A 24,815-nucleotide genomic window follows, 5' to 3' on the forward strand; every position below is an offset into this window, starting at 1 on the left:
ATCAACTCCTACTCGGCAACACTTTTTCGCCCGATGAGCAGGGCAGAAAGCGGTCGGAACGGCTGCAACCAGGCGCCCTCGTCGGGCAGGGTGTCCAGGCTTACCCGTGGCAGAGGCTCACGGAAGACACCTGGGATGTCCTCGAGATCGACGAAGTCCAAGATATCGGACGACACAGCCCAGCTGGCGTGTTCACGGAACCCGAGAACCTGGACCGGGATACCGGTTGCTGCGATGTCCTCGAGAGGTTCGCGGAACGCTTGGCCGTCGGCTGACGCGACCATGATTCCGGCGAGGCCCTCGCCGTACCGGAGCGCGATGTGCTCGAGCATGTCCGAATCGACATCGCTGTCTTCATCGACCTTCGGCTTGGCGAACACCGCGAAACCCACGTTACGCAAGGCTTCGACCCAAGGACGAACGACGTCGGCGCTGCCGGACGCGATGTTGGTGAAGACGGTCGCCTCAGGCTCGAGCGTGCCGCTGTTCTGTGCGGACAGTTCGGCGGTGCGAGAGAGCAGCCAACGACCCAAAGCGTCGAATCGTGGCCGGTAGGCGGCGGTAGGCCGGCCACCGAGGATGGCGCCGAGGCCCATGTCGAGGTTGGGGGCGTCCCAGACCAGAAGCACCCGCTTGGGGTGGCGGGAGTCACGACCGAAGTCGAGAGGAGATTCCGACGACGTCACGTCGTCGGATAGCTGTTCGCTGACGCTCATGCTCTGATCTTCCCCCATATAAGCTCGGTGATTGCACTACCGACCTTATGGGCTTTGTCCTCGAACTTGGTGACCGGACGCTCGTGGGTCATCGGAGACTCCCAGTCGAGTGCGGTCAGCAGTGGCTCGGCATTGCCGGCTTCTTCGATCCATTCGGCGTACTCGGCGTGATCGGTTGCCACGTGCAGGACTCCGCCGGGCTTGAGGCGGTTGGCGATCAGCGCGAACGTCGGCCCCTGCAGGAGGCGACGCTTGTGATGGCGGGCCTTGGGCCACGGGTCCGGGAAGAACACCCGGACGCCCGTCAGGGACTCGGGGGCGACCATGTTCTCGAGTACGTCCATCGCGTCACCGCGTAGTACGCGGACGTTGGGAATCTCTTCACGCTCGACCTGCTGGAGAAGCTGCGCGAGCCCCGGGCGGTACACCTCGATCGCGATCAGGTTCACGTGCGGTTCCGCCTTGGCCATAGCGGCCGTCGCGGTGCCGGTACCCGAACCGATCTCGATGATCAGGGGTGCCTCGCGTCCGAACCAGGCGTTCGCGTCGAGCGGTGTGTCCGAGACGTCGGCGCCGATGAGCGGCCACTGACGGTCCCAAGCCTGCTGCTGCGCGTCGGTCAGCGCACCCCGGCGAGAGCGAAAGCTGGTCACTCTCGGATGGAGACGGGACCCCTTGGCGTGGTCCGTCTGCCCCGTGTCAGGGGTCTGCGGTGCATGCTGATCGGCTTCGTTCACGAACCCATTGTCACGCATGACCCCCGTTTAGCGCAGACGGGTCTGAAGTTTGAGTTGAGACTTTCTGCGGAAAGTCCTGAAACAGCCGACTTCGGACAGCCAGCGAAAGAGTGGTGTCACCTGCCGTCCTTGCCGAGAACCTGACAGAATCTCACCGACACGATGGGGACGTGGGGTGGGGATGAACACAGGATTTGCATGCAGTAATTGGTCACGAATGTTGCCCGCAGAATCGATCGACGACGCCTGCGCGGAGCCGATCGACCACTTGCGCGCTCTGGCATATCGGCTGACGTCGATCGATTCGGGAGCCGCAGAGGCGGTTCACTCGGTGCTCGGATCGCTGAGCGCGCCGCTCGAATTGGTGGTCGCCGGGCGAGCCGGGGTGGGGCGGTCGTCGTTGGCGCGGATCCTGGGGCGCGACGACCGGTTCTCGCGCAGAGTCGTCGGCGCACCGGTTGTGGTGACCGAGTCGCGCGCGTTCGACGTCCCGGGAACGTCGAACCCCGATCTGGGTCGTCGTTGCGTTGTCTACGTGGTGGTCGACGCGGTCCGCGACGTCGACGGCCGAGCCATTGCCCGAGTTTCCGATCGTGTGGTCGTCGCTGCGAACAAGGCTGACTTGTTCGGGCCGCGCTGGGACGAGGCGCTGGGACGGGCCGCGGAGATCTCGGAGACCGTCGGCGTGCCCACGGTTCCGGTGGAGACACTGACCGGGCGCGGCGTCGAAGAATTGTTCGAGGCTCTCGGACCTGTTCTGGAGGCGCAGTGGTGGGGCCGGGTCGAGCAGATCGGCCCGGCGCTGAGGCGGTCTGCCTCGCGCAGCGCTGCGGGCAGGGACGAGATCGAGTTGTATCTGAGTTCGGACTCCGCGGTGCTGTTCTGCGCCGCGGCGGCGATGATGAGCCCCGAAATTCGAGCCCTGCGTCAAGGCGAGCCTCCCGATCCTCGTACCGCCGACGACGCGGGCACATGCAGCCGGTGGTGGGGCGAGCTCGTGGACGAGTCGGAACAGGCTCCGCAACAAAGGGTCTCACTGATTCGCCGCGGGTATGTGCGTCGGTGGGCGCAGCTCGGGGGCGATCGCTCCGCTCCGGCGGTGACCGATGGATAGCGTTTCGGTACTTCCGGATTCGGTGCTGCGCGTGGTGCAGCGATGGAATCCGGCATCCGATCCGGGTCGCCAGGTCGCCGCCGAAACATCCAGTGGCACTGGAATTTACGTTGTCGGCCCACCGAGGTGTGGACGGGAAGACGTCGCCCGGATGTTCAATGCTTCTGATGACTGTTCGACAGTGACACGCGAGGTGGACGCCGACGTCGTACTTCTGGTCGTCGACGCCGCCAGTGTGATCGGACGCGAGGATCTTCTACTTCTCGACGACGCTGCAGAGAGCGGGATTCCGGTGGTGGTCGCGCTGACCCGCATCGACGTCTACCGAGACTGGCAGGCTGTGCGCCGGCGTGATGCCGAGATTCTTGCTTCGCACTGCACCGCTTTTGCTCAGGTCCCGGTGGTTCCGATTGCGCCTGGTCAAGAGCAGTCGCTCGTTGCCGTCGTGAGCCGGGCGGCACGGGAGAGGGAAGCAGGCGGTTCGGATTCCGGTGTCATCGCGCAGACGCGCCGGATGATCGAGATAGAGATCCGGAATCTGCGTGACAGCGTTTCTGGTGCCGAACTGCGGGCCGAGCGATCACAGTTGCTCGCAGACCGTGACGGCCGGCGAGGCGAACGCCTGGTGCAGGTGCGAAGCCGACTGCAACGAGCGCGCGGGGATCTGTCACAACAAATCGCCGAGGCAACCCGGGCGACGGTCGCCGGGGCACGTGCCTGGGTCGATGCGGCCTCGCGAGCCGAATTGGGCAGCGTGCCGACGCGACTGCAGCACGAGGTCGACCATCACACCCGGGTGTTCGATGCCGCGATGGCGGCAGCGGTGGAAGTGGCGGGCACGACCGGATACATGCCTTCCCCACGGATTCCGGAGGGCCCGCCGCGCCGTCAGCGCGGAAACGAGGACCGGGTGACAATTCTTGTCGGCGCGTCCGCGGGTCTCGGCCTCGGCCGTATCGCGGTGACTCCGCTGGAAATGATTCCGGCCTTGGAGTTCGCAAGTATCCCCGTGACGTTGGTTCTGGGTGGCGCCGCGGCGTGGTGGTTGGCGCGAACTCGCGGGCTGACGGCGGATCGTGCCTACTCCAGGTCGTGGATCGTCGAATCGATGTCGACGGTTCGCGCACAGTGGGAGCAGCGAGTCCAGAGCGTTCTGCTCGAGGCCGAGGCGGATCTGGGAGCGGCGATCATGGCGGAGAGCCGCGAGCAGGTGGCGTCGGCGCAGGCCCGAATCGTGGAGATCGACGGTGAACTTCGTGAGCTTGCCGCGGCCAGATCAGGGCAACTGGCGTCGTGCGAGCGCGACCTCGCCGTTTTGAACGCCGCCTACTGACATTCCGCGAGTGCAGAGTTCTCCACAGCGCCGCAATTTCGGCCTCGACTGATCGTCGGGGTCTGGTAATACTGAGCGGACGGTTTCGGTAGGGGTTGCCGAAGCGGTAGGTCACCATCCAGTAGGGGGAGTAATGGACGCATTTCTGATCACGGCCGGACACATCGACGGGCACGAAGCCGAAGCGCTCGATCCTGGGCGTATCGAGCCCGAGACCTTCGGGCCCTCGTCGGGACCGGTCGATGCCGGCGACCTGAACTTCGAGGCCTTCGACTTGGACGGTGACGGAACGGTCGACAGCCGTGTCGTCCACTCCGACGACGACGTCGTGATCGTGTCCGATTTCGATCGCGACGGTAGCGCCGATCGCCTCACGATGATCGAGTCGGACGGCGACTACTCGGCCTGGGAATGCAGTCGAGACGACGAAGGCGCCCTCGTGTGGCAGAAAATCGATGCCGGAGCGCTCTGAAAAGGTTCCGTTTATGTGCTCTGAGCGCCGGGTAGGCACCTGAACACACCAACTGAATCGTTTCTGTGACATTTCTGACCGCACCCGATTACCTGCAGGTGAACAGCCAGCGTTAACCTCAATACATAGGACACCCGGCGTCCGTGAAATCCACGTGAGTGGATGACGCGGCTGGACCCCGTCGAGAGGGGGACACCGGGATCGACTGGTATCGGGGCGCTGCAGTTTGCATCCGGTGTCACGAGAACCCGGTTCCGGCTCACCCCAGGAGAGTTTGATGACCTCAGCGACCATTCCCGGTCTCAATGGAACTGACGGCACGCCCCCCACGCAGCACAAGGAACTGCTTGCATGGGTGCAAGAGGTTGCCGAACTCACCCAGCCTGATCGTGTCGTCTTCGCAGACGGCTCGGACGAAGAATGGGACCGACTGACAACGAAGTTGGTCGAGGCAGGAACCTTCACCCGCCTCAACGACGAGAAGAAGCCGAACTCTTTCCTCGGCAACTCCGATCCGTCCGATGTCGCGCGAGTCGAATCGCGTACGTACATCTGCTCGAAGGAAGAAATCGACGCAGGTCCCACCAACAACTGGATGGATCCGGCGGAGATGCGCACCCTCATGGGTGACCTGTACCGCGGTTGCATGCGTGGACGCACCATGTACGTCGTGCCGTTCTGCATGGGCCCCCTCGACGCCGAGGATCCGAAGCTGGGCGTCGAGCTCACCGATTCCGAGTACGTCGTCGTCTCCATGCGCGTCATGACCCGCATGGGCAGCAAGGTTCTCGACAAGCTCGGCACCGACGGATTCTTCGTCAAGGCGCTGCACTCCCTCGGCGCTCCGCTGGCCGATGGCCAGGAAGATGTCGCGTGGCCGTGCAACGACACCAAGTACATCACCCACTTCCCCGAGGATCGTGAGATCTGGAGCTTCGGTTCCGGCTACGGCGGAAACGCTCTCCTGGGCAAGAAGTGCTACTCGCTTCGTATCGCTTCGGCAATGGCGCACGACGAGGGCTGGCTGGCCGAGCACATGCTCATCCTCAAGCTCATCTCGCCCGAGGACAAGGCCTACTACATCGCGGCGGCATTCCCCTCCGCTTGTGGCAAGACCAACCTCGCGATGATCCAGCCGACCATCCCCGGATGGCGCGCCGAGACCCTCGGTGACGACATTGCCTGGATGCGTTTCGGTGAGGACGGACAGCTCTACGCCGTCAACCCGGAATTCGGTTTCTTCGGCGTGGCTCCCGGCACCAACTGGTCGTCGAACCCCAACGCCATGCGCACCATCGACCAGGGCAACACGGTCTTCACCAACGTCGCTCTGACCGACGACGGTGACGTCTGGTGGGAAGGCCTCGAAGGCGACCCGCAGCACCTGATCGACTGGAAGGGCAACGAGTGGACGCCCGAGTCGGGCACCCATGCGGCTCATCCCAACTCGCGTTACTGCACTCCGATGTCGCAGTGCCCGATCATGGCTCCCGAGTGGGACGACCCGAAGGGCGTGCCGATCTCGGCAATCCTGTTCGGTGGACGCCGCAAGACGACGGTTCCGCTGGTCACCGAGGCTCGCGACTGGCAGCACGGCGTCTTCATGGGTGCAACGGTCGGCTCCGAGCAGACCGCAGCAGCCGAAGGCCAGGTCGGTACGGTTCGCCGCGATCCGATGGCAATGCTGCCGTTCCTCGGCTACAACGTCGGTGACTACTTCCAGCACTGGATCGACCTCGGCAAGTCCGCGGACGCGTCCAAGCTCCCCAAGGTCTTCTACGTCAACTGGTTCCGCCGTGGCGACGACGGACGCTTCCTGTGGCCAGGCTTCGGCGAGAACTCTCGCGTCCTGAAGTGGATCGTCGAGCGCATCGAGCACAAGGCTGCCGGCATCGACACCCCGATCGGCGTCGTTCCCACCGGATCGGCACTCGACATCGAAGGCCTGGACGTGTCGGACGCCGACATCACCGAGGCCCTCGCGGTCAACATCGACGAGTGGAAGGCCGAGATCCCGCTCATCGAAGAGTGGTTCGACTTCGTCGGCGAGAAGCTGCCGACCGGCATTCGTGACGAGTTCGAAGCTCTGAAGCAGCGGTTGGCCTGATAAACCGCCCCCGTATGTAGTGGCCTGATGCCGCATTGGTTCAATTTGATGAACCGATGCGGCATCGGTCGTCTGTATGCCCTTGCCTGTAGCCGTTATGCAGTTCAGCCGTAAAGCAGTGATCAGCGAATCGAGCGGGTCGACACACTCGATCCTCAGGAGGACCAGATATGAGCGGGATCTACAACAACGTGACCGAATTGGTCGGGCGCACCCCGATCGTGCGGCTCAACCGTCTGACCGAGGGCCTGGACGCACAGGTCGCCGTCAAGCTCGAGTTCTACAACCCGGCCAACAGCGTCAAGGACCGGATCGGCGTGGCAATCATCGACGCCGCCGAGAAGTCCGGTGCACTCAAGCCCGGCGGAACCATCGTCGAGGGCACCAGTGGTAACACCGGTATCGCACTCGCCATGGTCGGTGCTGCTCGCGGCTACAAGGTCATCCTGACCATGCCGGAGACCATGTCCACCGAGCGTCGCGTGATGCTGCGTGCTTACGGCGCCGAGATCGTGCTGACCCCGGGCTCCGAGGGCATGGCCGGTGCAGTCGCCAAGGCCAAGGAAATCGTCGAGCAGACCGAGAACGCTGTCTCGGCCAGCCAGTTCGCCAACCCGGCCAACCCGGCCATCCACGAGGCAACGACGGGCGAAGAGGTCTGGGCTGACACCGACGGCGCCGTCGGCATCTTCGTGTCCGGCATCGGCACCGGCGGCACCATCACCGGCGTCGGACGCACCCTTCGCAAGTACAAGCCCGAGGTCAAGATCGTGGGCGTCGAGCCCATCGACTCGCCGATCCTCAACGGTGGCCAGCCCGGTCCCCACAAGATCCAGGGAATCGGCGCGAACTTCGTGCCCGACGTCCTCGATCGCGAGATCTACGACGAGATCATCGACGTCTCGTTCCCCGATTCCATCGAGGTCGCTCGCGCACTCGGAACCCAGGAAGGCATCCTGGGCGGCATCTCGTCCGGTGCCATCGTCTGGGCCGCACTCGAGTTGGCGAAGCGTCCGGAAAACGCCGGCAAGCTGATCGTGGCTGTCGTGTGTGACTTCGGCGAGCGTTACATCTCCACCCCGCTGTTCGAACACATCCGGGACTGAGACTTGTGAGTATCCTCGGGACAATTCGCGAGGACCTGCAGGCTGCGCGCGGTCAGGATCCTGCCGCGCGCAGCAATGTGGAGAACGCGCTCGTTTATTCAGGGCTGCATGCCATTTGGGCGCATCGGGTTGCGCATCGCATGTGGGTCGTCCCTGCGCTACGCGGCCCGGCGCGAGTGCTCTCGCAGCTGACACGCTTCGTTACCGGCATCGAGATTCACCCCGGTGCCACCATCGGTCGACGGTTCTTCATCGACCACGGCATGGGCGTCGTGATCGGGGAGACGGCCGAGGTCGGTAACGACGTGATGCTCTATCACGGCGTCACCCTGGGTGGTCGCTCGCTCGAGCAGGTCAAGCGTCACCCGACGCTGGGAGACCGGGTCACCGTCGGCGCTGGTGCCAAGATCCTCGGACCTGTCGTCATCGGTGAAGGTAGCGCTATCGGCGCCAATGCCGTTGTCACCAGAGATGTTCCGGCCGAATCCATCGCGACGGGTATCCCGGCGGTGGCGCGGCCACGGACCACCAAGGAAAAACTGGTGGACCCGAACAGTTACATCGATCCTGCGATGTACATCTGAAGCATTCCTTCTTCGATGGCCACCCTCGTGTAGACGGCGGGTGGCCATCGGCGTCTGTTCAGGCTCGCGTCAGGTGCCACCCGCGACGTCCCAGTACGACGGCCGTCGCTGCGCCCAGTGCCGCCCCGATCAGGGGATAGCAAGCGAGAATTAGCCACTGGGGCGAGTTGTCTGGAAGCGCCATGTAGGAGATGTCCAGGCTCGACTCGTAGTCGCGACTCATCTGCACACCCCGGATCGGTTCGTAGGCACCCTGATAGACGATGGTCTTGTCTTGACTGGTCATCACGTCGATCAGACTGCCCACCAGGGGAATTCCCCCGACGACAAATCCCAGAACCGCCAGAATCACGATCAGTGCGCGCATCGAACGAGCCTATCGCCCGGCCGGAAGTTCAGACTGCGATCGACGGTTCTTCGGGCGTCGAGAGGGTCAGGATCGCCCGCACGACGCGTGGACTCTGCTCGAGTGAGCGTTCGAGTTCGCGCAACGTGTGGGCCACTCGGGATTCCGCGTAGTCACCGACCAGATCGACGCTAGCCACCAGGTAGACCTGCCGCGGCCCGAGGTATTCCATGCGTAGGAACGTGATTCGGTTGATCTCGGGTAGTTGGGTGAGAGCTTCGACGGCTGCTGCCCGCAGCGTCGGTGAGGCCTCTTCGCCGACCAGGAATCGGCGGTTGCGGTCGATCAGGATGATCGCGATGACTCCGAGAAGTATGCCGACGAAGATGGAGCCGAGGGCGTCGGGGATCGGTGAACCGGTGATCTGGTGCAGTAGGACGCCGACGAATGCGATGACCAAACCGATCAGTGCTGCAGCATCTTCGGCGAACACGGCCCGGGTCGTCGGGTCGGATGTGTTGAGCGCCTGGGCCATGACGTCGCGGTTCACGGCGGACGCTTCGGTTCGGAGTTGCTTGTACGCCTGCCGGAACGAGATGCCTTCGAGGATGAACGAGACGCCGAGGACTGCGTAGGCGACACCGAAGTCGGTGGCCGGTTCGGAATGGAACAGTTCCTGGATGCCGTGGGTGATCGACACACCTGCGCCGAGCGCGAAGAGTCCGAGGGCGGCGAACATCGACCAGATGTAGGCCTCCCGGCCGTACCCGAGTGGCTGGTCTCGGTCGGGAACCCTTTTCGCGCGGCGGTTCGCGATCAGCAGCAGCACTTCGTTGCCGGTATCGGCCCAGGAGTGGGTGGCCTCGGCGACCATCGATGCAGATCCGGTGACGATGGCGGCCGCCGTCTTGGCCCCGGCGATCAGCGCGTTAGCCGCAAACGCCAGTACGACTGTCGTGGTGCTCTCGTCGCCGTTTCCCGTCGGCTCGGCCTTGGGTTCGATGCTCACGAACTTCAGGCTAGGCGGGTGGCGACGGTTTCGTGCGGTGACGCTCGGCGACGGAGCGCAGCAGTGTGTCGACGGCGTCGTGGAACTGCGTCAGGCCCGGCTCTTCGACGGGGAAGTGCCCGCACCCGTCCAGCATCACGAATTCGGTGGGTGCGTTGATGCGGCGGAGGAACTGCAGGCTCAGTTCGGGTGGCGTCCATCGGTCGTCGGCCGGGTGGGTGAGCAGAACGGGCGTCGTCCGAAATGCTTCGGGTGCGGTGTGCTCGAACGAGAAGTAGCTGCTGAGGAATCCGAGTGGCACCCGAACACCGCCACCGCGCGGATCGGTTGCGCACAGCGTCGCGAGTTCACGGTTGCTGCTCATGTTCGCGACATCGGCGACCCAACGGATGGGCACGCGGATACGGCCCACCAGTCGTTCGGTGCGGCGCATCAGGGGAGCGCCGTAGACACCCATCGGGCCGAACCGCGCCGCGGCAGCTCTGGCCGACGGATGCGAGGGATCGAGCAGACAGGTGGCGACGACGGCGTCGGCCAGACCGGTCCGCGCGGCTACCTCGTAGGCCAGCAGACCGCCGATGCTGGCGCCCAACAACACCAGCGGCCGATCGTCGGCTGCCTTCTCGGCCCGGACGAGATCGCAGAGGAGATCGACCCACTGCTCGTACCGGACGCCGGCGGGATCGGCTACGACGGTGTCGCCGTACAGCGGAAGATCGGGGAAGAGGACTTCGGCTCCGAGTTTCACGCCGATCCCGGCGAACGGCCACAACGCGCCCGAGTAGCCGCCGGCGCCGTGGATGCCGAGAACACGAACCGGTGCGTCTGGAGCCACTGCCCGTGCGACGTGGACGGTGTTGCCGTTCCACTCCCACCACGTCGGGGTCGGCGCCGGCATGTGGTCGGTGTACCGGTCGGGCATAAACTTCGAGTAATCGGCGCTGGTCACCTACACAATTCTCGGTATCGGCGTCGCGGCTGACAACTCGCATCGGAGGACCGTGTCGACTCGGCGGAAAAGGCCCTCCCAGCAGCGGTCGAGGGCTACCTACGACGCGATCCTGGAGGCAGCTACTCGCGTTTTCGCTTCGGAAGCCATGGCAGCGACCACCAACCGGATCGCTGACGAAGCAGGGGTGTCGGTGGGCTCGCTCTACCAGTATTTCAGCGACAAGTACGAGATCCTTGCGGAGTTGGCGAACCGTCACGTGAGTGCTGCGCGGGAGAGTTTTGCGCTCTGCCTTGCCGACATCGTCGAGCGCGAACTCTCCCTGGACGAGGCCGTGAGAATGTTGGTGGAGTGCGCGGTCGAAGTGAACAGTAAGCCGCGAGAGTTCTTTCACCTGCTCTACGATCAGGTTCCACGTACGCGTGAGCTCATCGAGCAGGTCGAAGGAATGAATCGGCAACTGGTACTGGGTTTTTCGGAGTACCTCCAGAGCTACGGTTTCAGTGCGGAGGATGCGTTGTTGACGTCGCGGCTGACCGTGACTGCCGTGGACAGTCAGGTGCATCGGGTTGTGCTGGAATCGGATTCACCCGAAGAACTTCGAGTGCGAACGGAAGCCGTCGTGCGGCAGGCGAGATCGATGATCGCGTCGGAATCCTGATCCGGTGTGCGGAATGGTGACCACAGTCCGTTATGGTTCTGACGTCATCATCGAGGTAATGGGAAGTCGGTGCAATTCCGGCGCGGTCCCGCCACTGTGAGGTCGTCCCTGCGTCGACCGTAGCCAGATACCACCCTCGTTGACGTTGTGTCATGCCACGAGGATGGATCGGTCACACCATGAATGCTGTTGGCGGAGCTCTGTCTCCACCTACCCACCTGCCTTCGCCGAAGGCTGGTGCGCCTCGAGGACGGCTCAGTCCGGGTATCGTGCTGCCCGCTCTGCTGGTCGTCACCGTGCTCTCTGCTGTGTGCGCGTTGGCATTCGGATCCGAGATGCTCCCCGTGTCCACTGTGGTGGACGTGGTGCACTCGCGCTTCGGAGGCCCACCCGTCACGCGTTCCGAACTTGCGATCGTGTGGGGGATCAGAGCACCGCGGGTACTGCTCGGTCTGGCCGTCGGCGCTGGTCTTGCCGTCGCCGGCGCGGTGGTGCAAACCCTCGTCCGTAACGCTCTTGCCGATCCCCACCTGCTGGGAGTGTCGTCCGGCGCGAGTGTCGGTGCCACTGCCGTCATCACCACCGGACTGTTCGCCGGCGCGGGAGTGTGGGCGCTCAGTTTCGGCGCGATGATCGGGGCGTTGGGAGCTGCGATTCTCGTCTTCACCATCGCGACGCTGCAAGGCGGTATCACTCCACTGCGATTGGTTCTGACCGGCACCGTTACCGCATCCGCCCTGTCGGCGATCGCGAGTTTTCTGGTGCTGCGTACCAATGATTCCCAGGCCGCGCAGTCCGTATTGTTCTGGCTCCTGGGAAGTTTGGCCGGGGCATCCTGGGACAAGTTGTGGGCGCCGGTCATCGTTGTGTTCCTGCTGACGGCAGCGGTGTTCGCCCTGCACGGTTGGCTGGATGCGCTGGCGGCCGGACCGGACGTCGCGGCTTCGCTCGGTATTCCCATCCGAACCCTGCGAAACGTGCTGTTCGGTGTGCTGGCAGCGTTGGTCGGCACGATGGTTGCAGTGTCCGGCGCGATTGCCTTCGTAGGCTTGGTCATACCGCACGTCACACGCATGCTTGTCGGAGCCAGACATCGAGTGGTGTTGCCGGCGGCAGCGCTGATCGGCGCGTCGTTCCTGGTGTGGGTCGACGTCGTGGCGCGGACCTCGTTGCGGCCGACCGAGATCCCGCTGAGCGTGGTGACCGGGGTGATCGGTGCCCCGCTGTTTCTCCTGCTTCTCGGCCGTCGGCGCTACCGATTCGGTGGCAGTTCGTGAGCGCCCGCGCCCTGGCGGTGACCGCGTCCGGAGTCGTCGTCCGCATCGACCGCCGAACCGTCGTCAAGGGCGTCGACATCGCGGCGGACGCCGGTGCAGTAGTAGGCGTCGTCGGTCCGAACGGATCGGGCAAGTCGACTTTGTTGCGTGCGCTTGCCGGTCTCGGACCGATCGCCGACGGTGACGTACGCGTCGGCGGCGAGTCCGTGCACGCGATGTCCGCGCGTTCGCGGGCCAAAGCCATTTCTTTTGTGGCGCAGGAAGAGCAGAGTCCCGCCGATTTGTTGGTTCACGAGTACGTGACTCTGGGGCGCACGCCACATACAAAGCCCTGGAGTGTCGGCGGAAAGCACGAGAATGCCGTCGTTGATCGTGCTCTGGGCGAGGTCGGAATGATCGAGCACAGGCTCTCTTCGATGGACACGCTTTCCGGCGGCGAGCGTCGGCGGGTATTTCTCGCCCGAGGTCTCGCGCAGGACGCCGGCGTGCTCATCCTCGACGAGCCGACCAATCATCTCGACATCCGGCATCAACTCGAACTGCTCGATCTGGTCCGGTCGTTGGACCGGACGGTGATCATGGCACTGCACGACCTCGATTTGGCTGCGGCAGTGTGCGATCGGGTGCTCGTGCTCGCGGATGGAGTTGCCAGGGCGTTCGGACATCCATCCGACGTACTCACCACCTCGGTGGTGGCAACTGTCTTCGGTGTCGAGACTTTCGAGCTCGTGAACCCCGCGACAGGCCGTTCACACCTCGTATTCGAATCACGAAATTCTCAACTACAACAATCATTTTCGGAGAGTGCACTTTGATACATGTCAAGACTCGAGCGTCGTTCGGTGCGGTTGTAGCCGCGACAGCGTTGTTGACAGTTGCCGGCTGCTCGGCAACTGCACCGGTGGACGAAGCTGCAGACAAGACTTCGGTGACATTGGAGAACTGCGGGACCGAAAGCACTTTCCAGCTTCCGATCGAGAACGTCGTTGCGACAAGCAATGCGGCCAATATCGGCACCATTCTCCGAGTCGGCGGTTTGGATCGTCTCGCGGCCGTCGTGTTGAACACGAACAACGACGCGGTCATGGAGTCGATGTTCGGCCCTGGAATTGCGGACGTCCCACACCTGGACGGAACGATCACGATGGAGACGATTCTGGGTAAGCAGGCGGACCTGGTGGTCGGCTCCTACAGTGGCTTGTTCAAGGGAGCCTCCGGTGTGACGCCGGAATCGCTGCAGAGCAACAACATCGATGCATATGTGATCTCCGATAGTTGTCGGCAGAGTGCCGCAGTGGATTCCGCGCTCGGCACGATGGGTCCGTGGGATGCCCTTCGTGCGGACGTGACCAATTACGGAAAGCTGTTCGGAACCGAGGACACTGCCGCCGAGGCACTGACCGAATTGGATTCACGTTTGGCACGTCTGGAGTCCGCGCCAGATGCCGGCGACAAGCCGAAGGTCTTGATCTACGACAGCGGTGAAGAAGATCTGTACACCAGCGGAGGCAACGGAGCCCCCAACGGAATCATCGACGTCGCCGGGGGAACCAACGTGTTCGCCGACGTCGACAACACCTGGTTCAAAGCGAGCTGGGAGACCGTCGCGAAGTCAGAACCCGACGTCATCGTGATCATGGATTACAAGAAGAGCGCTGACGAAGTACAGGGCAAGATCGACGCGATCAAGAGCCGAGAAGGCCTACGCGATCTCGACGCCGTCAAGCAGAACCGCTTCGTCGTACTCCCGCTCGCGATGTTCACCAGCGGATTCCCCAACGTCTACGGCGCGGAAGAGCTGCGCGCGAAGATCGAAGAGTTCGGACTTGCTCCGTCGAGCGGGATCGACTGGACAACCGCGCCGTCGGCATGAGTGTCGACAGTGGTTCGAATCGGGTGATCGTCGTACTGCGGCCGACCGTCAGCGGCCTCGACGAGTCGGCCGCGCGACGGATGTTCGACGCTGTTCGGGCCGGCACCGACGCCGACGTTCGTATTGCGTACCTCGATGTCGCGTCGCCGAGCCTTCACGAGGAACTCGATCGAGCGCATACCGATGACGTGGGCAAGGTCGTGTTGATTCCAGTTGCGGTGCCGAGGGATCGGTACCTGCTCACGTGGACCAGCAAGGCGGTTGCGAACTGGCGCGAAACCCGGATCGGTGCCGAACTGGAAGTCTCGCTCCACGAATCGGAAACGCTCGAAGCTGCCGTGGCCGCGCAGGTGATCGATGAACTCGGCGCGGCAGGAAAGCCGATCACTGCCAGTCCGGCGTCGTATCGCAGTCCGGCTTGGTCCGTGATCGAGCAGCACGATACACATCTGTTGGTGTGCAAGGGGCCCCGCTGCATGGCGTACGGAGCAGGGCCTCTCCACCGGGCCATGAGTGCGGCGGCCAAAGGCACTTCGGCAAAGGTGACGGGAACCGGTTGTCTGAGCCCGTGCAACCTGGGCCCGTTGGTGATCGCGAACCCCGGCGGTACCTGGTTCGGGCACGTGGACGCCGGTGATGCCGAGGCCTTGGTGTCCGGTCGCGAGGATCGATTGGCGGATAACGTTCTGGACCGGTAGATACCGGGTCGGTGAAAGCAAAGAACCCGCTGGGCGCGAAGTGCGCTCAGCGGGTTCTGTCCATCAGTGAGACGGTCAATTCGATTCAAGTGGTCGAATATTTCTTGCGGACCCGGTCAGCCTGAATTGATTTCTCTTGAATGCAACCAGGACCCTGTGGCGATTGTCCGTCAATCAGACGACTGCCATGAGTATCGAGATTGGGTAGAAATATTCAGACCAATGCGAATTCGAGGAGTGAACCATGGGATACGACAATAGGTGCCGGGATTGCCAGCACGGCAAATGTTCGGTCTGCAACGGGGAGGGGAAGGTGTGGGGAACCTTTGGAAATTGCACGAGGTGCCACGGGCAAGGCGGTAGCCCATGCGCGCAGCACCGATGAGTCAATGCTGGTCAGGCTAGCGCATTAGGTTCGGTGAACGTCGATGTCAACGCTATGAGAGTTGGCCGCCGAGTGCCTGAATCCGGCGAAAAATATTCGTTATCAATCGGTCGAGAGGATATTCAATGGACATGGTAGTAGTCGGATTCATTGCATTCATCTCCTATGCTGTAATCGGTCGGGCAATAGGGACGTCTTACTGGAGAAGGAAACACGGAGTGTATCGCTCCTTTTTCTCGACAGAGGCGATATTTACAGGAATGTTCGGATTTCTAGCAGTTGGTCTCACGTGGCCCGTTTCCATATTCATCCCTGCAGTTCGAGCGCCCGAGCTTTGCACGCACGGCAGTCATATCCTGGAACGGGATTCTGCGCGTCGCGAGTATGAGCAGATGGAGGATGCGCTTCGTCGGGAGCGTGGACTGGCCTGAATGGTGCCTCGATTACGTTTGAAGCCCGCCGATTGACCAATCGGCGGGCTTCAAACATTCATGTCTCAGGAACCGAAGGGAAGGGTTCCCGGCGGGATCTGGTATCCACTGCTGCCGACGGAGGCGCTGCCCCAGAGTGCGAGGAAAGCGTTGATGGCGTTGGTGAGCATATGAATGTCCTTTGTGAGATGACTGATTCGTTTTCGACGGTACCGGGTGGATCTGTGGATTCGCTGGGAGTTGGCACCCATTTCATGGGGCTGGCACCCGTTCCGGCAGGTCGGAACGGGTGCCAACTGTCAGCAAAGGGTGCCAACTCCCGGGTGGGTCAGCCCACGTAGCCGGGCGGCATGAGTACGGACTTGGTCTCGCAGAAGGCTTCGAGGCCCTCAGGTCCGTTCTCGCGTCCGATACCGGAGTTCTTGTAACCACCGAACGGTGATCCGGGATCGAAGGCGTACCAGTTGATCGCGTAGGTACCAGTGCGGATCTGCGCGGCAACTTCGAGTCCGTGATCGATGTCGGTGGTCCACACCGATCCGGCGAGGCCGTAATCCGAATCGTTGGCGATCTTGATGGCCTCGTCCTCGGAGTCGTACGGGATCACCGAGAGGACGGGTCCGAAGATCTCCTCGCGTGCGATGGTCATCGAGTTGTCCACGTCGGCGAAGATCGTCGGCTCGACGTACCAGCCCTTGTCCAGGCCGGCGGGACGTCCACCACCGAGTACGACGCGCGCGCCTTCTTCCTTGCCCTTGGCGATGTAGCCCTCGACGCGCTCGCGCTGCTTCTCGGAGATCAGCGGACCGAGTTGTGCTGCGGGATCGGACGGATCGCCGACGGTCATGAAGCCTGCCGCGGTCTTCATTCCCTCGATGACCTCGTCGTAACGCGAACGGGGAGCGAGGATTCGGGTCTGAGCGACACAGGCCTGGCCGGTGTTCATCAGGCCGGACATGACGAGCATCGGCATTCCGGCGGCGATGTCGGCGTCCTCGAGGATGATCGCGGCGGACTTGCCACCCAGTTCGAGGGAGCAGCGCTTGAGGTTCTGCGCGGCGATGGCACCGATCTTGCGGCCGACGGCACTGGATCCGGTGAACGTGATCTTGTCGATGCCCGCATGAGAGACCAGGTATTCGCCGGTCTCGGCTCCGCCGGGGAGCACGGAGATGACGCCTTCGGGAACGCCTGCCTCGGTGAAGATCTCGGCGATCACGTGGACGGAGAGAGGGGATTCGGGTGCGGGCTTGAGCAGTACGGTGCAGCCGGCGAGCAGCGCGGGGGCCAGCTTGTTGATCGCCAGGAACAGCGGGACGTTCCAGGCCAGCACGGCGGCGACGACGCCGACGGGCTCACGGGTCACCTTGGTCTGCCCGAACGCACCGGTGCGCTTCTCTTCCCACGCGAACTTGTCGGCCAGCTCGGCGTAGTAGCCCAGCGTCGCCATCGACGGGGTCTGCTGCATCATGCCGACCATGGCGGGCGGCTGGCCCATCTCGTTGGAGATGAGCTGGTTGATTTCCGCGCTGCGCTCTTCGATCAGCTTGGCGGCCTTGGCGAGGATCGCGCCGCGCTCGGCGGGGGTGGTGCGTGACCACGGTCCCTCGAACGCCGCGCGGGCTGCGGACACAGCCGCGTCGATGTCTGCCGGTGCTGCGATGGGACAGCTGCCGACGCGCTCCTCCGTTGCGGGAGAGAACACTTCGAGTACCTGGTCGGTGGCCGGGGCCACCCATGCTCCACCGATGTAGAGCTTGTCGTAGTCAGTCATCAATTCATTCCTCGGTGTTGTCGGTCGCCGCGAGGGCATACGCGTCGTCTGCCTGTGCGGTGTCGGTGAAACTGGTGAATCCGTATTTCTCGTGCGGTCCGATGGCGGCTACCTCGAAAAGACCGGTGCCGGTGTTGGTGTTCGTGCCTTCGGTGAGCGTGAAGGACGCGAGGTTGTCGACGGGGGAGAACATGCGTTGGAACGGTTCGATCTCGTGGACCTTGTGGCGGAGCCCTTGTACGACGAGTTCGCCCTGCCACATTCCGTGACGCCAGTCCTGTTCGAGCCCGTAGCCGGTGCCGATTCCGATGTAGTTGGCCAGCAGCAGTTCGCAGGCGACAGTGAGGACTTCACCGCCTGGCTGGTGGAAGGTGATGGTCGCTCCGGTGACGTCGCGGGTGTCGGGGCAGAACGTCAGTTCGTGTTCGGGTCGGCCGAGCCATTCGTTGTCCCTGGCTTCGTCCGGCCACACTCGCATGGCTTCTTCGACGATGCGCCTGCCCTGCTCGTCTTCCTGCATGATCACCGAGATCGTGAACTCGTCGAACTGCATGACCGCGTAGATCCAGAAGAAGTTCTGGATTCCGTCGACGGCGCGTCTGCCTTGCGGTTCGGCTTCACCGACCGGACGCACACCCCACGAGCGGTCGCGGTTACCTCGCCACGTCTTCGGGTCGATCGCGAAGTCCTCCCCGTCGACGGTGAGCGATCCGGTCCACGTGCCGGTCTGCAGGAAGCGTGAGGTGTCGAACGTGACTCGTTCGAGTTGACGGCGAAAGTGCTTGGGCTCGAGCGCCGCCGGGATGGTGGCATCGAAGGTGATGTCGAAGGAGAGATCGTATTCGCTGCCCGGTTCGAGTACGACGCGGAGCTTCTGCAGTCCCTCGAGCACTTCGACGCGCAAAGGTCCGACGGTGGTGTCGGTACGGTCGGCACCCAGCGCCTTCGACATGCGAGCAACGATGTGGTCGTCACCGCGGCGAAGCACAGCGAATGCGTCCATGACACCGAGGTTGGGGTACTGGCCGAGTCCGACGATGAGGAACACGTCAGGGGATTCGGTGGGGTAGCAATTGAAGTAGTAACGGTCGTAGAAGTTTCGATCCGAGGTGGCTACGTGACGGATCGGTTCGGCGATCTGGTGAACGGGATAGTCGTCCATCGGTGAGAGCATGTCAGGCCAACCTCTCCCAGTAGGTGCCGTCGAGCATCGCGGCGAGCGAAGTGCGGTGCATGATCATGTCGTCGGGGTCTTCGGGTCGCTGTGACTGGCCGAAAGCTATGGCGCGGGCCTGGATTCGCCACATGATGACCGCCTGACGCAGTGCGGCATAGGTAACGTAGAACTCCAGATCGTGTGGGGCGTGGCCGGTGATCTCGGCGTAGGTCTGCGCGAGATCCGGCAGTCGAAGGAAGTCGGGAAGACCGGGTAGGTTCGCCAGTCCGGCGATGTCCTCGAAGAACCTGTGCAGGAATGCCATCCAGCCCAGATCCATCTCTCGCGGGCCGAGAGTTGCCATTTCCCAGTCGAGTACGGCTACCGGCGCGAAGTCCTGGTACATGACGTTGCCGATGCGCGAGTCGCCCCAACAGAGCACCGCCGGAGAATCGTCCGCGGGATTGTTCTCATCGATCCAGTCGAGGGCACGTTCGATGAGCGGTGATCTGATGCCGTCGGAGACCACCCACTCGTAGTACGCGCGCTGCTCGGCGATGTGCGCCGTGAATGCGTCTCGTGCAGTCGTTCCCGAATTCGGGAGTCGGAGGAAGTCGAAACGCTCGCACGGCTTGTCGATGGCGTGCAATTGAGCCAGGACGTCGACCGAGCTGCGCTGGAGGGTTTTTCGCTGCTCGGGGGACGCTTCGGTGACCCACGATCCGAAGTTGTACGGCATGACGTCTGGCGGCACGTCGCCGGAGATTCGTTCCATCACGAAGAACGGCGCACCCAACGCGTCCGGGTCGGATTCTGACCAGTACACCGCGGGTACGGGCACCGCCGAGTGCTCGCGCACCTGAGCCATGGTGCGGAACTGGGATTCGAGGTCGTAGGTCGGAAACACCGGCATGGTCGATTCCGTCGGTGCCACCCGAGCGACCAAGGGATGATGATCGCCGTCCCAGGTGGCGTCGAAGAGGATGGTTTCGCTGGACATGCCGTTGGCTGCGGGCAAGGTGACGTCGGCGACGGTCACAGTGGATCCGCTCGGCACCTTGCCGGCCATCCACCGTTCCAGGCGCTCACGGAGGTCTTCGGTGTCGCGGAGGGAATCGCTCGGTCGGGCGACCTGGGCGTGATGCTCGGTTTCATCGGTCGAAGAAGCAGTCGAGGCAACGTCAGATGAGGAAGCGTCTGGGCTCACGGTCACCTCCTTCCCGTAGGCGTCACGTGCAATGCCCGTAACGGTGTGAGTCAGAACACTAAAACACGTTACAGAAATTGGGAACAGGTGGCACCCGTTTAGTGGGACTCCCTGCGGATTTATCGGGGAAGAACGCGTGTCAGATAACGGCGGTGAGCGCGAGCAAGCCCGCACCGGTCAGAGTTCCGGCGCCACCCAGCTCGGCGGGAACGATCCGGAGCCCGGCGATGAACGACAAACGGGCATGTCGGGCAGCCGCGTCGAGCATCGGTTCCCACAGCGGTGCACCCGACTGGGCGAAACCGCCGCCGATCACCGCGAGGTCCACGTCCAGGAGGGCAGCCGCCGAGGCGATGCCACCACCGAGCGCCGTCCCTGCGCGGTGAAGCGCGTCCACGGCGATCGCGTCGCCGCTGCGTGCACCCTCGGCTAGTTCACGGCCGGTGTTTCCCGACCAGCCCTGGCTACGAGCCCATCGCACCGCGGACGGTCCACTGGCCACCGTCTCGAGGCAGCCGACGCCCCCGCAGCTGCACGGTTCGGAAGATCCTGGAGCGACGAGGTGGCCGATGTGACCGGCGTTCCCCGTGCGACCCCGAGCAATCTCACCGCCGAGGACGATTCCTCCGCCGATTCCCGTCGAGACGACCAGGCTCAGGAGGTTCGGGGTTCCGCGTCCGGCGCCGTGGTGGAACTCCGCCAATGCCGCTGCGGCTCCGTCCATGGCGAGGGCAGTTCCGGCATCGGGAAAGACGCTGCGGACGCCCGCTACGAGCTCGAATCCCTGTGCCCACTCGGTGATGTTGATGGGGGCCACGACGCCGGCGACGGTGTCCACCGGCCCGGCGCAAGCGATGCCCACACCGTCGACGTCGCGGCCGTCTGCGACTCGTTCGAGCAGCGCCGCACACGCTCCCCACGGGTCGGTCTGCGGCGTCGGCACACTGTCGAACACGGGAACGCGGCCGTCCTCGGACACGACGCCGGCCGCCATCTTGGTGCCACCGATATCGAGTGCGAGGCGCATGTCGCTATCGCTTTTCGAGAACCACGACGAGGTTGCTCACCAGGAACTCCCGAAGACCGGGGACTCGGACCATCCACCACGCCCACGACGGGTGGTAGCGCGGGATCGCGGCGAGCAACGTGCCCTGGCTGGTTCCACGGGCCCAGCGTAGGCCGTCGGTGGCGCCGACTTTGAACAACGACACCCCGAATCTGTTCTTCGGTTCGTGTCCGGTCTTGCGGAGGTACCGCTCGGCTGCGTACTCGCCCCCCAGCGCGTGCCACGGTCCGGTTTCGTGGCCGCCGAACGGACCCCACCACAGGGTGTACGAGAGAACCATCAAGCCGCCCGGCTTGGTCACGCGCAGCATTTCCTCGGCCATCAGCCAGGGCTCGCTGACGTGTTCGGCCACGTTGGAGGAGAAGCAGATGTCCACGGACGAGTCCAGGAACGGCAGTGCCAAACCGGATCCACGCACCGCGCCGCCCACGGTCAGACCCGCGGCGTGCATCTCCGACGGATCGGGTTCGACGGGAATGTAGCGGGCACCTGCGGCTTGAAAGACCTCCGCGAAATAGCCCGGACCACCGCCGACGTCGAGGACAGTGAGACCGTCGAGGGATCGTCCGGTGTGACCTTCGTGCAGGTCCGAGATCAACTCGACGGAGTCGCGCGCAAGCGCGCCGTAGAAGATGTCGGGCGCGGACTGCTCGTGGCGGAAGTCGCTGAGCAGGCCGAACGAGCGTTTCAGGGTTGCCCGTCGGCCGAAAATGCGGGTCACTGCGGGCTTGGTCACGGGTAGCAACTTTAGCCACTGGGTCGCCCGGTCCACGAACACCGTCAGGAGCGCGGCAATACGGACGCTCGAACAGTTAGGGTGTTCGGCAGGGTTACCGGCCGGTCAGGCGGGGCATCCCGCAGGATCGCCCGAACCGGGGTGGCCACCGACCGACTCAGGGAGTAACGCACGTGCGCGAGGTTCTGTTGCTCTGCTGGCGCGATACCGGGCATCCCCAGGGCGGTGGAAGCGAGCGTTACCTCGAGCAGGTCGGATCCCAGTTGGCCGAGCGCGGTATCAAGGTGACGCTGCGGACGGCGTCGTACCCCGGGGCGCCCGCGTCGGAGGTTCGAGACGGCATCACGATCAGCCGGGCCGGTGGACGTTTCAGCGTGTACCCCCGCGCTCTGGCCGCCATTGCCGCCGGACGTCTGGGTTTCGGATCGCTCAAGGGCATTCGCCCCGACGCGGTGATCGACACCCAGAACGGCATCCCCTTCTTCTCGAAGACCGTGGCGGGTGCGCCGGTCACGCTTCTGGTCCATCACTGCCATCGTGAACAATGGCCGGTGGCAGGCAAGCTCGTCGGCCGGATCGGCTGGTGGGTCGAATCGCGATTGTCACCGCGCACCCATCGACGTAGTCAGTATCTGACGGTGTCGCTTCCTTCGGCCGAAGAATTGGTGGACCTCGGTGTCGAGCGCGAACGAATTGCCGTGGTGCGCAACGGTGCCGATCGGCTCCCCGTCGGCGTCGACGCAGGTGGATCGATCACCAGGGCCGAGCGTCCCACCATCTCGGTTCTCTCACGACTGGTGCCGCACAAGCAGATCGAGGACGCACTCGAGGCCGTCGCAGCCCTGCGTCCGACGCTTCCGGACATCCATCTCGACGTCATCGGTGGTGGTTGGTGGGAGCAGAACCTGCGAGATCGCGCCGCCGAGTTGGGAATCGGTGACGCCGTCTCGTTCTACGGTCACGTCGACGAGGCTCGTAAACATGAACTCCTTGCGCAGTCGTGGATTCACCTCATGCCTTCGCGGAAGGAAGGGTGGGGCCTGGCGGTCATCGAGGCTGCGCAGCACGGTGTTCCGACGATCGGTTACCGCAGTTCCAAGGGCTTGACCGATTCGATCGTCGACGGAGTGACCGGGCTGTTGGTCGGCGGTGAGCACGCCGGCGACGGCGACATCGCTGATCTGACGCAGGCGGCAGGCACCCTGCTCCGCGACCACGAACTCCGCACGGTGCTCGGTGAGAAAGCTCGGGTGTGGTCGGGCGAGTTCTCCTGGGAGCAGACCGGCACCGGAGTGCTCGAGGTGCTGACCGCGCACAAGGACGGTCGGTGGGTCTCAGGACTGGCCGCGCCTCGCGAGTCGAATTCGGTTCTGGTTCAGTCCGACTGAGATCAGCGCGATCACGCCCATCAGTATCCAGGCGAGATGCGCAGCGATGACGGCAGTTCGGGCACCGGTCGACGCTTCCTGCGCGGCAACATCTCCGGGTACCCGGTAGAGCTCGAGATCGTTGTCGGCAAAGACCTGTTCCAATCCGTCGAGTGTCGCTGCCGCCTTGCCGAGCTGGCCTGGTGTCTCACGTTCGATCAGTACCCATCCGACTCCGAGATCGGCTAACTGCGTAGGACTCCCGCCGGCAAGCAGCAGATCCTCGACCTGGGTGGCCCGGGTTCCTTCACCGCCGACAGCACCACCGGCAACCACCAGTTGGCCGGTCTGCAGAACGTCGAGCGGTAGGAAGCGTGGTGCTGGATCGAGTACCGGCGCATCACCGCTGTAGGGGAAGGCGCGGAACATCCCAGCGGGAAGCACTGCAACGTCACCGGTTTCGTCTCGTAGTTGCTCGGCCACCACGGCCCAGGACCCGGGATAGTGCACGGGTTTCAACGCGCCGCCGACACCCCACACCAGATCCGGTAGCGCCACGATCGTCACCACGACGGCGGCGATCGAGAATGTCGGGCGGGGAAGGGAGAACCGATTGCCTGCCCACATCACCGCGGCGGCGGCAGCGAGTGCGTAGAACGGTACGGCCAGCGCGACCCACTTCTGGGCGTCACGCAGTAGACCGGCGCCGGTGAACACCTCGACCGACCATCGGCCGACGTCGAGCCCCCACGGAGTAGCGCCCAGGGTCGGAGCGAGCACCGCGAACAGGGCCAGCGCGCCGAGTCCACTGACAACGGGGTTCCGGCGTCGGCGCCATAGAGCGGGCACACCGGCAAACACCACGACAAGCAGAAGAACTGTTCCGACCAACGCGAAGAGTGTTGTGCGCGTGGATGGTACCGCTGCCGAGTTCCAGATACCGCCTAGCCCGGCGAGGCTGCCGAGCGTCGCGAGTCCCGGTTCTGCTCGGGCGGCAAAGGCGGCGACTCCCGCCGGATCGGAACCGTCGCCTGCTGCTCCGGATACGAAGGTGGCGACCAACCACGGCGAGGCGGCGACGAGGAACAGCCCGATAGCGCCGCAGACACGCCGCATGGCCGAGGTTCGGCCTCCTGGGGTGGCAACCACCACCAGCGCGGCCGTCAGAGCGAGCAGAGCGCCGGTAGGTGTCAGGCCCGCGAATGCCAGTGACGCGGCCAACGCCCACCAGGACCCGGGCGTGGCTCGGCGAACTCCGATTCCGGCACACACGATCCACGGCAGTGCGGCATAACCGGTCAGCAGGCTCCAATGTCCTTGCAACAGGCGCTCGGCCACGTAGGGGTTCCAGAGCATCACCGTCGACGCGACCTGTTGTGGACCGAGACCGGCCGTCGGCAGCAGGACGGCGACCATGCGCGCCGCACCCCAACCGGCGAGCCAGAGCGCCACGAGCAGGATGAACTTGACCACCAGTCCGCCGTCGATCACGGTGCTCAACGCTGCGATCAGCGCGTCCTGGGGAACGGCGCGGGCTGCGGCGTCGGTGAGTCCGAGGGCGGAGTCGGTCAAGTACGAGCGCGGCGTGCTGACGGCGTCGCGCAGCAGGAGGTAGCCGGGGCCGAGCAGCGGTCCGAGGATCAACAGTGCCAGCGCCAGGCTGTACGCCGCAGGCAGGTAACGGCGGTATCCGGCTTGCACTGTCATGACG

23 protein-coding genes and 1 riboswitch are annotated in these 24,815 nt (G+C 63.9%); of the genes, 12 read left to right on the forward strand and 11 right to left on the reverse strand.

Annotation, left to right across the window (positions count from 1 at the left end; genetic code table 11):
- Window positions 1–8 precede the first annotated feature (8 nt).
- Window positions 9–716 (reverse strand): NYN domain-containing protein, encoded by a 708-nt coding sequence (locus GJB56_RS27585; protein WP_003945733.1) that lies wholly within the window; start codon window positions 714–716, stop codon window positions 9–11.
- Window positions 713–1,471, reverse strand: a complete 759-nt coding sequence (gene trmB / locus GJB56_RS27590; protein ID WP_019747110.1) for a tRNA (guanosine(46)-N7)-methyltransferase TrmB — start codon at window positions 1,469–1,471, stop codon at window positions 713–715. Before trmB ends, GJB56_RS27585 begins: the two co-directional genes overlap by 4 nt.
- Window positions 1,472–1,670: 199 nt before the next feature.
- Between trmB and GJB56_RS27595 the strand changes: the two genes are divergently transcribed.
- The 6 genes from GJB56_RS27595 to epsC all read left to right on the forward strand — a co-directional run bounded on the left by GJB56_RS27595 (window position 1,671) and on the right by epsC (window position 8,169).
- Entirely contained in the window at window positions 1,671–2,567 is an 897-nt protein-coding gene (locus tag GJB56_RS27595) for a GTPase domain-containing protein (RefSeq protein WP_047889129.1), read from the forward strand.
- 181 nt (window positions 2,568–2,748) lie between these two features.
- Entirely contained in the window at window positions 2,749–3,900 is a 1,152-nt protein-coding gene (locus GJB56_RS27600; RefSeq protein WP_223257925.1) for a hypothetical protein, read from the forward strand.
- 133 nt (window positions 3,901–4,033) lie between these two features.
- Window positions 4,034–4,372, forward strand: a complete 339-nt coding sequence (locus tag GJB56_RS27605) for a DUF6802 family protein (protein ID WP_020906411.1) — start codon at window positions 4,034–4,036, stop codon at window positions 4,370–4,372.
- Window positions 4,373–4,649: 277 nt separating this feature from the next.
- Window positions 4,650–6,479: a phosphoenolpyruvate carboxykinase (GTP) gene (locus GJB56_RS27610; protein WP_029254577.1), complete on the forward strand. Its 1,830-nt coding sequence runs from the start codon at window positions 4,650–4,652 to the stop codon at window positions 6,477–6,479.
- A gap of 170 nt (window positions 6,480–6,649) precedes the next feature.
- Window positions 6,650–7,585: a cysteine synthase A gene (gene cysK, locus GJB56_RS27615; RefSeq protein WP_113682190.1), complete on the forward strand. Its 936-nt coding sequence runs from the start codon at window positions 6,650–6,652 to the stop codon at window positions 7,583–7,585.
- A 5-nt stretch (window positions 7,586–7,590) separates the two neighbouring features.
- Entirely contained in the window at window positions 7,591–8,169 is a 579-nt protein-coding gene (gene epsC, locus GJB56_RS27620) for a serine O-acetyltransferase EpsC (RefSeq protein WP_019747116.1), read from the forward strand.
- A 58-nt stretch (window positions 8,170–8,227) separates the two neighbouring features.
- On the opposite strand, the gene GJB56_RS27625 is transcribed toward epsC, so the two are convergent.
- Genes GJB56_RS27625 through GJB56_RS27635 form a run of 3 tightly spaced genes read right to left on the reverse strand, consistent with a single transcriptional unit; the run spans window position 8,228 to window position 10,473 of the window.
- Window positions 8,228–8,536, reverse strand: a complete 309-nt coding sequence (locus GJB56_RS27625; RefSeq protein ID WP_019747117.1) for a hypothetical protein — start codon at window positions 8,534–8,536, stop codon at window positions 8,228–8,230.
- A 28-nt stretch (window positions 8,537–8,564) separates the two neighbouring features.
- Window positions 8,565–9,524, reverse strand: a complete 960-nt coding sequence (locus GJB56_RS27630) for a cation diffusion facilitator family transporter (RefSeq protein WP_113682191.1) — start codon at window positions 9,522–9,524, stop codon at window positions 8,565–8,567.
- A gap of 10 nt (window positions 9,525–9,534) precedes the next feature.
- Window positions 9,535–10,473, reverse strand: a complete 939-nt coding sequence (locus tag GJB56_RS27635) for an alpha/beta hydrolase (RefSeq protein WP_113682192.1) — start codon at window positions 10,471–10,473, stop codon at window positions 9,535–9,537.
- Between the two features lie 148 nt (window positions 10,474–10,621).
- Between GJB56_RS27635 and GJB56_RS27640 the strand changes: the two genes are divergently transcribed.
- The 5 genes from GJB56_RS27640 to GJB56_RS27660 all read left to right on the forward strand — a co-directional run bounded on the left by GJB56_RS27640 (window position 10,622) and on the right by GJB56_RS27660 (window position 14,982).
- Window positions 10,622–11,134: a TetR/AcrR family transcriptional regulator gene (locus GJB56_RS27640; RefSeq protein ID WP_229756998.1), complete on the forward strand. Its 513-nt coding sequence runs from the start codon at window positions 10,622–10,624 to the stop codon at window positions 11,132–11,134.
- A 16-nt stretch (window positions 11,135–11,150) separates the two neighbouring features.
- Window positions 11,151–11,286: riboswitch (cobalamin riboswitch) on the forward strand.
- Window positions 11,287–11,403: 117 nt separating this feature from the next.
- Window positions 11,404–12,411 carry a FecCD family ABC transporter permease gene (locus tag GJB56_RS27645; RefSeq protein ID WP_003945625.1) on the forward strand — a complete coding sequence of 336 codons (1,008 nt, stop codon included), beginning with the start codon at window positions 11,404–11,406 and terminating at the stop codon, window positions 12,409–12,411.
- Entirely contained in the window at window positions 12,408–13,226 is an 819-nt protein-coding gene (locus GJB56_RS27650; RefSeq protein WP_019747122.1) for an ABC transporter ATP-binding protein, read from the forward strand. Before GJB56_RS27645 ends, GJB56_RS27650 begins: the two co-directional genes overlap by 4 nt.
- 86 nt (window positions 13,227–13,312) lie before the next feature.
- Complete coding sequence (locus tag GJB56_RS27655; RefSeq protein WP_230091089.1) at window positions 13,313–14,284, forward strand: ABC transporter substrate-binding protein; 972 nt, start codon at window positions 13,313–13,315, stop codon at window positions 14,282–14,284.
- Entirely contained in the window at window positions 14,281–14,982 is a 702-nt protein-coding gene (locus GJB56_RS27660) for a (2Fe-2S) ferredoxin domain-containing protein (RefSeq protein WP_019747124.1), read from the forward strand. Before GJB56_RS27655 ends, GJB56_RS27660 begins: the two co-directional genes overlap by 4 nt.
- A 1,144-nt stretch (window positions 14,983–16,126) precedes the next feature.
- Here the strand turns inward: GJB56_RS27660 and GJB56_RS27665 are convergent.
- The 5 genes from GJB56_RS27665 to GJB56_RS27685 all read right to left on the reverse strand — a co-directional run bounded on the left by GJB56_RS27665 (window position 16,127) and on the right by GJB56_RS27685 (window position 21,737).
- The gene (locus tag GJB56_RS27665) at window positions 16,127–17,572 is read right to left on the reverse strand and encodes an aldehyde dehydrogenase (protein WP_003945530.1); all 1,446 of its coding nucleotides are present in this window, start codon (window positions 17,570–17,572) and stop codon (window positions 16,127–16,129) included.
- A 4-nt stretch (window positions 17,573–17,576) separates the two neighbouring features.
- Window positions 17,577–18,746 carry a hypothetical protein gene (locus GJB56_RS27670; protein WP_113682194.1) on the reverse strand — a complete coding sequence of 390 codons (1,170 nt, stop codon included), beginning with the start codon at window positions 18,744–18,746 and terminating at the stop codon, window positions 17,577–17,579.
- A 1-nt stretch (window position 18,747) separates the two neighbouring features.
- Window positions 18,748–19,935 carry a phosphotransferase family protein gene (locus GJB56_RS27675; protein WP_113682428.1) on the reverse strand — a complete coding sequence of 396 codons (1,188 nt, stop codon included), beginning with the start codon at window positions 19,933–19,935 and terminating at the stop codon, window positions 18,748–18,750.
- A 139-nt stretch (window positions 19,936–20,074) separates the two neighbouring features.
- On the reverse strand, window positions 20,075–20,962 hold the full coding sequence (locus GJB56_RS27680; RefSeq protein WP_113682195.1) for an ROK family protein: 888 nt from the start codon (window positions 20,960–20,962) through the stop codon (window positions 20,075–20,077).
- Between the two features lie 4 nt (window positions 20,963–20,966).
- Entirely contained in the window at window positions 20,967–21,737 is a 771-nt protein-coding gene (locus GJB56_RS27685; RefSeq protein ID WP_113682429.1) for a class I SAM-dependent methyltransferase, read from the reverse strand.
- A 173-nt stretch (window positions 21,738–21,910) separates the two neighbouring features.
- Here GJB56_RS27685 and GJB56_RS27690 point away from each other — a divergent pair, with 173 nt between their 5' ends.
- On the forward strand, window positions 21,911–23,125 hold the full coding sequence (locus tag GJB56_RS27690; RefSeq protein ID WP_019747129.1) for a glycosyltransferase family 4 protein: 1,215 nt from the start codon (window positions 21,911–21,913) through the stop codon (window positions 23,123–23,125).
- On the opposite strand, the gene GJB56_RS27695 is transcribed toward GJB56_RS27690, so the two are convergent.
- On the reverse strand, window positions 23,072–24,811 hold the full coding sequence (locus tag GJB56_RS27695) for a hypothetical protein (RefSeq protein ID WP_113682196.1): 1,740 nt from the start codon (window positions 24,809–24,811) through the stop codon (window positions 23,072–23,074). The two genes, GJB56_RS27690 and GJB56_RS27695, sit on opposite strands and share 54 nt — an antisense overlap.
- Window positions 24,812–24,815: the final 4 nt, after the last annotated feature.

Source organism: Rhodococcus sp. AQ5-07, assembly GCF_009707305.1.
Classification (GTDB): Bacteria; Actinomycetota; Actinomycetes; order Mycobacteriales; family Mycobacteriaceae; genus Rhodococcus_F; species Rhodococcus_F erythropolis.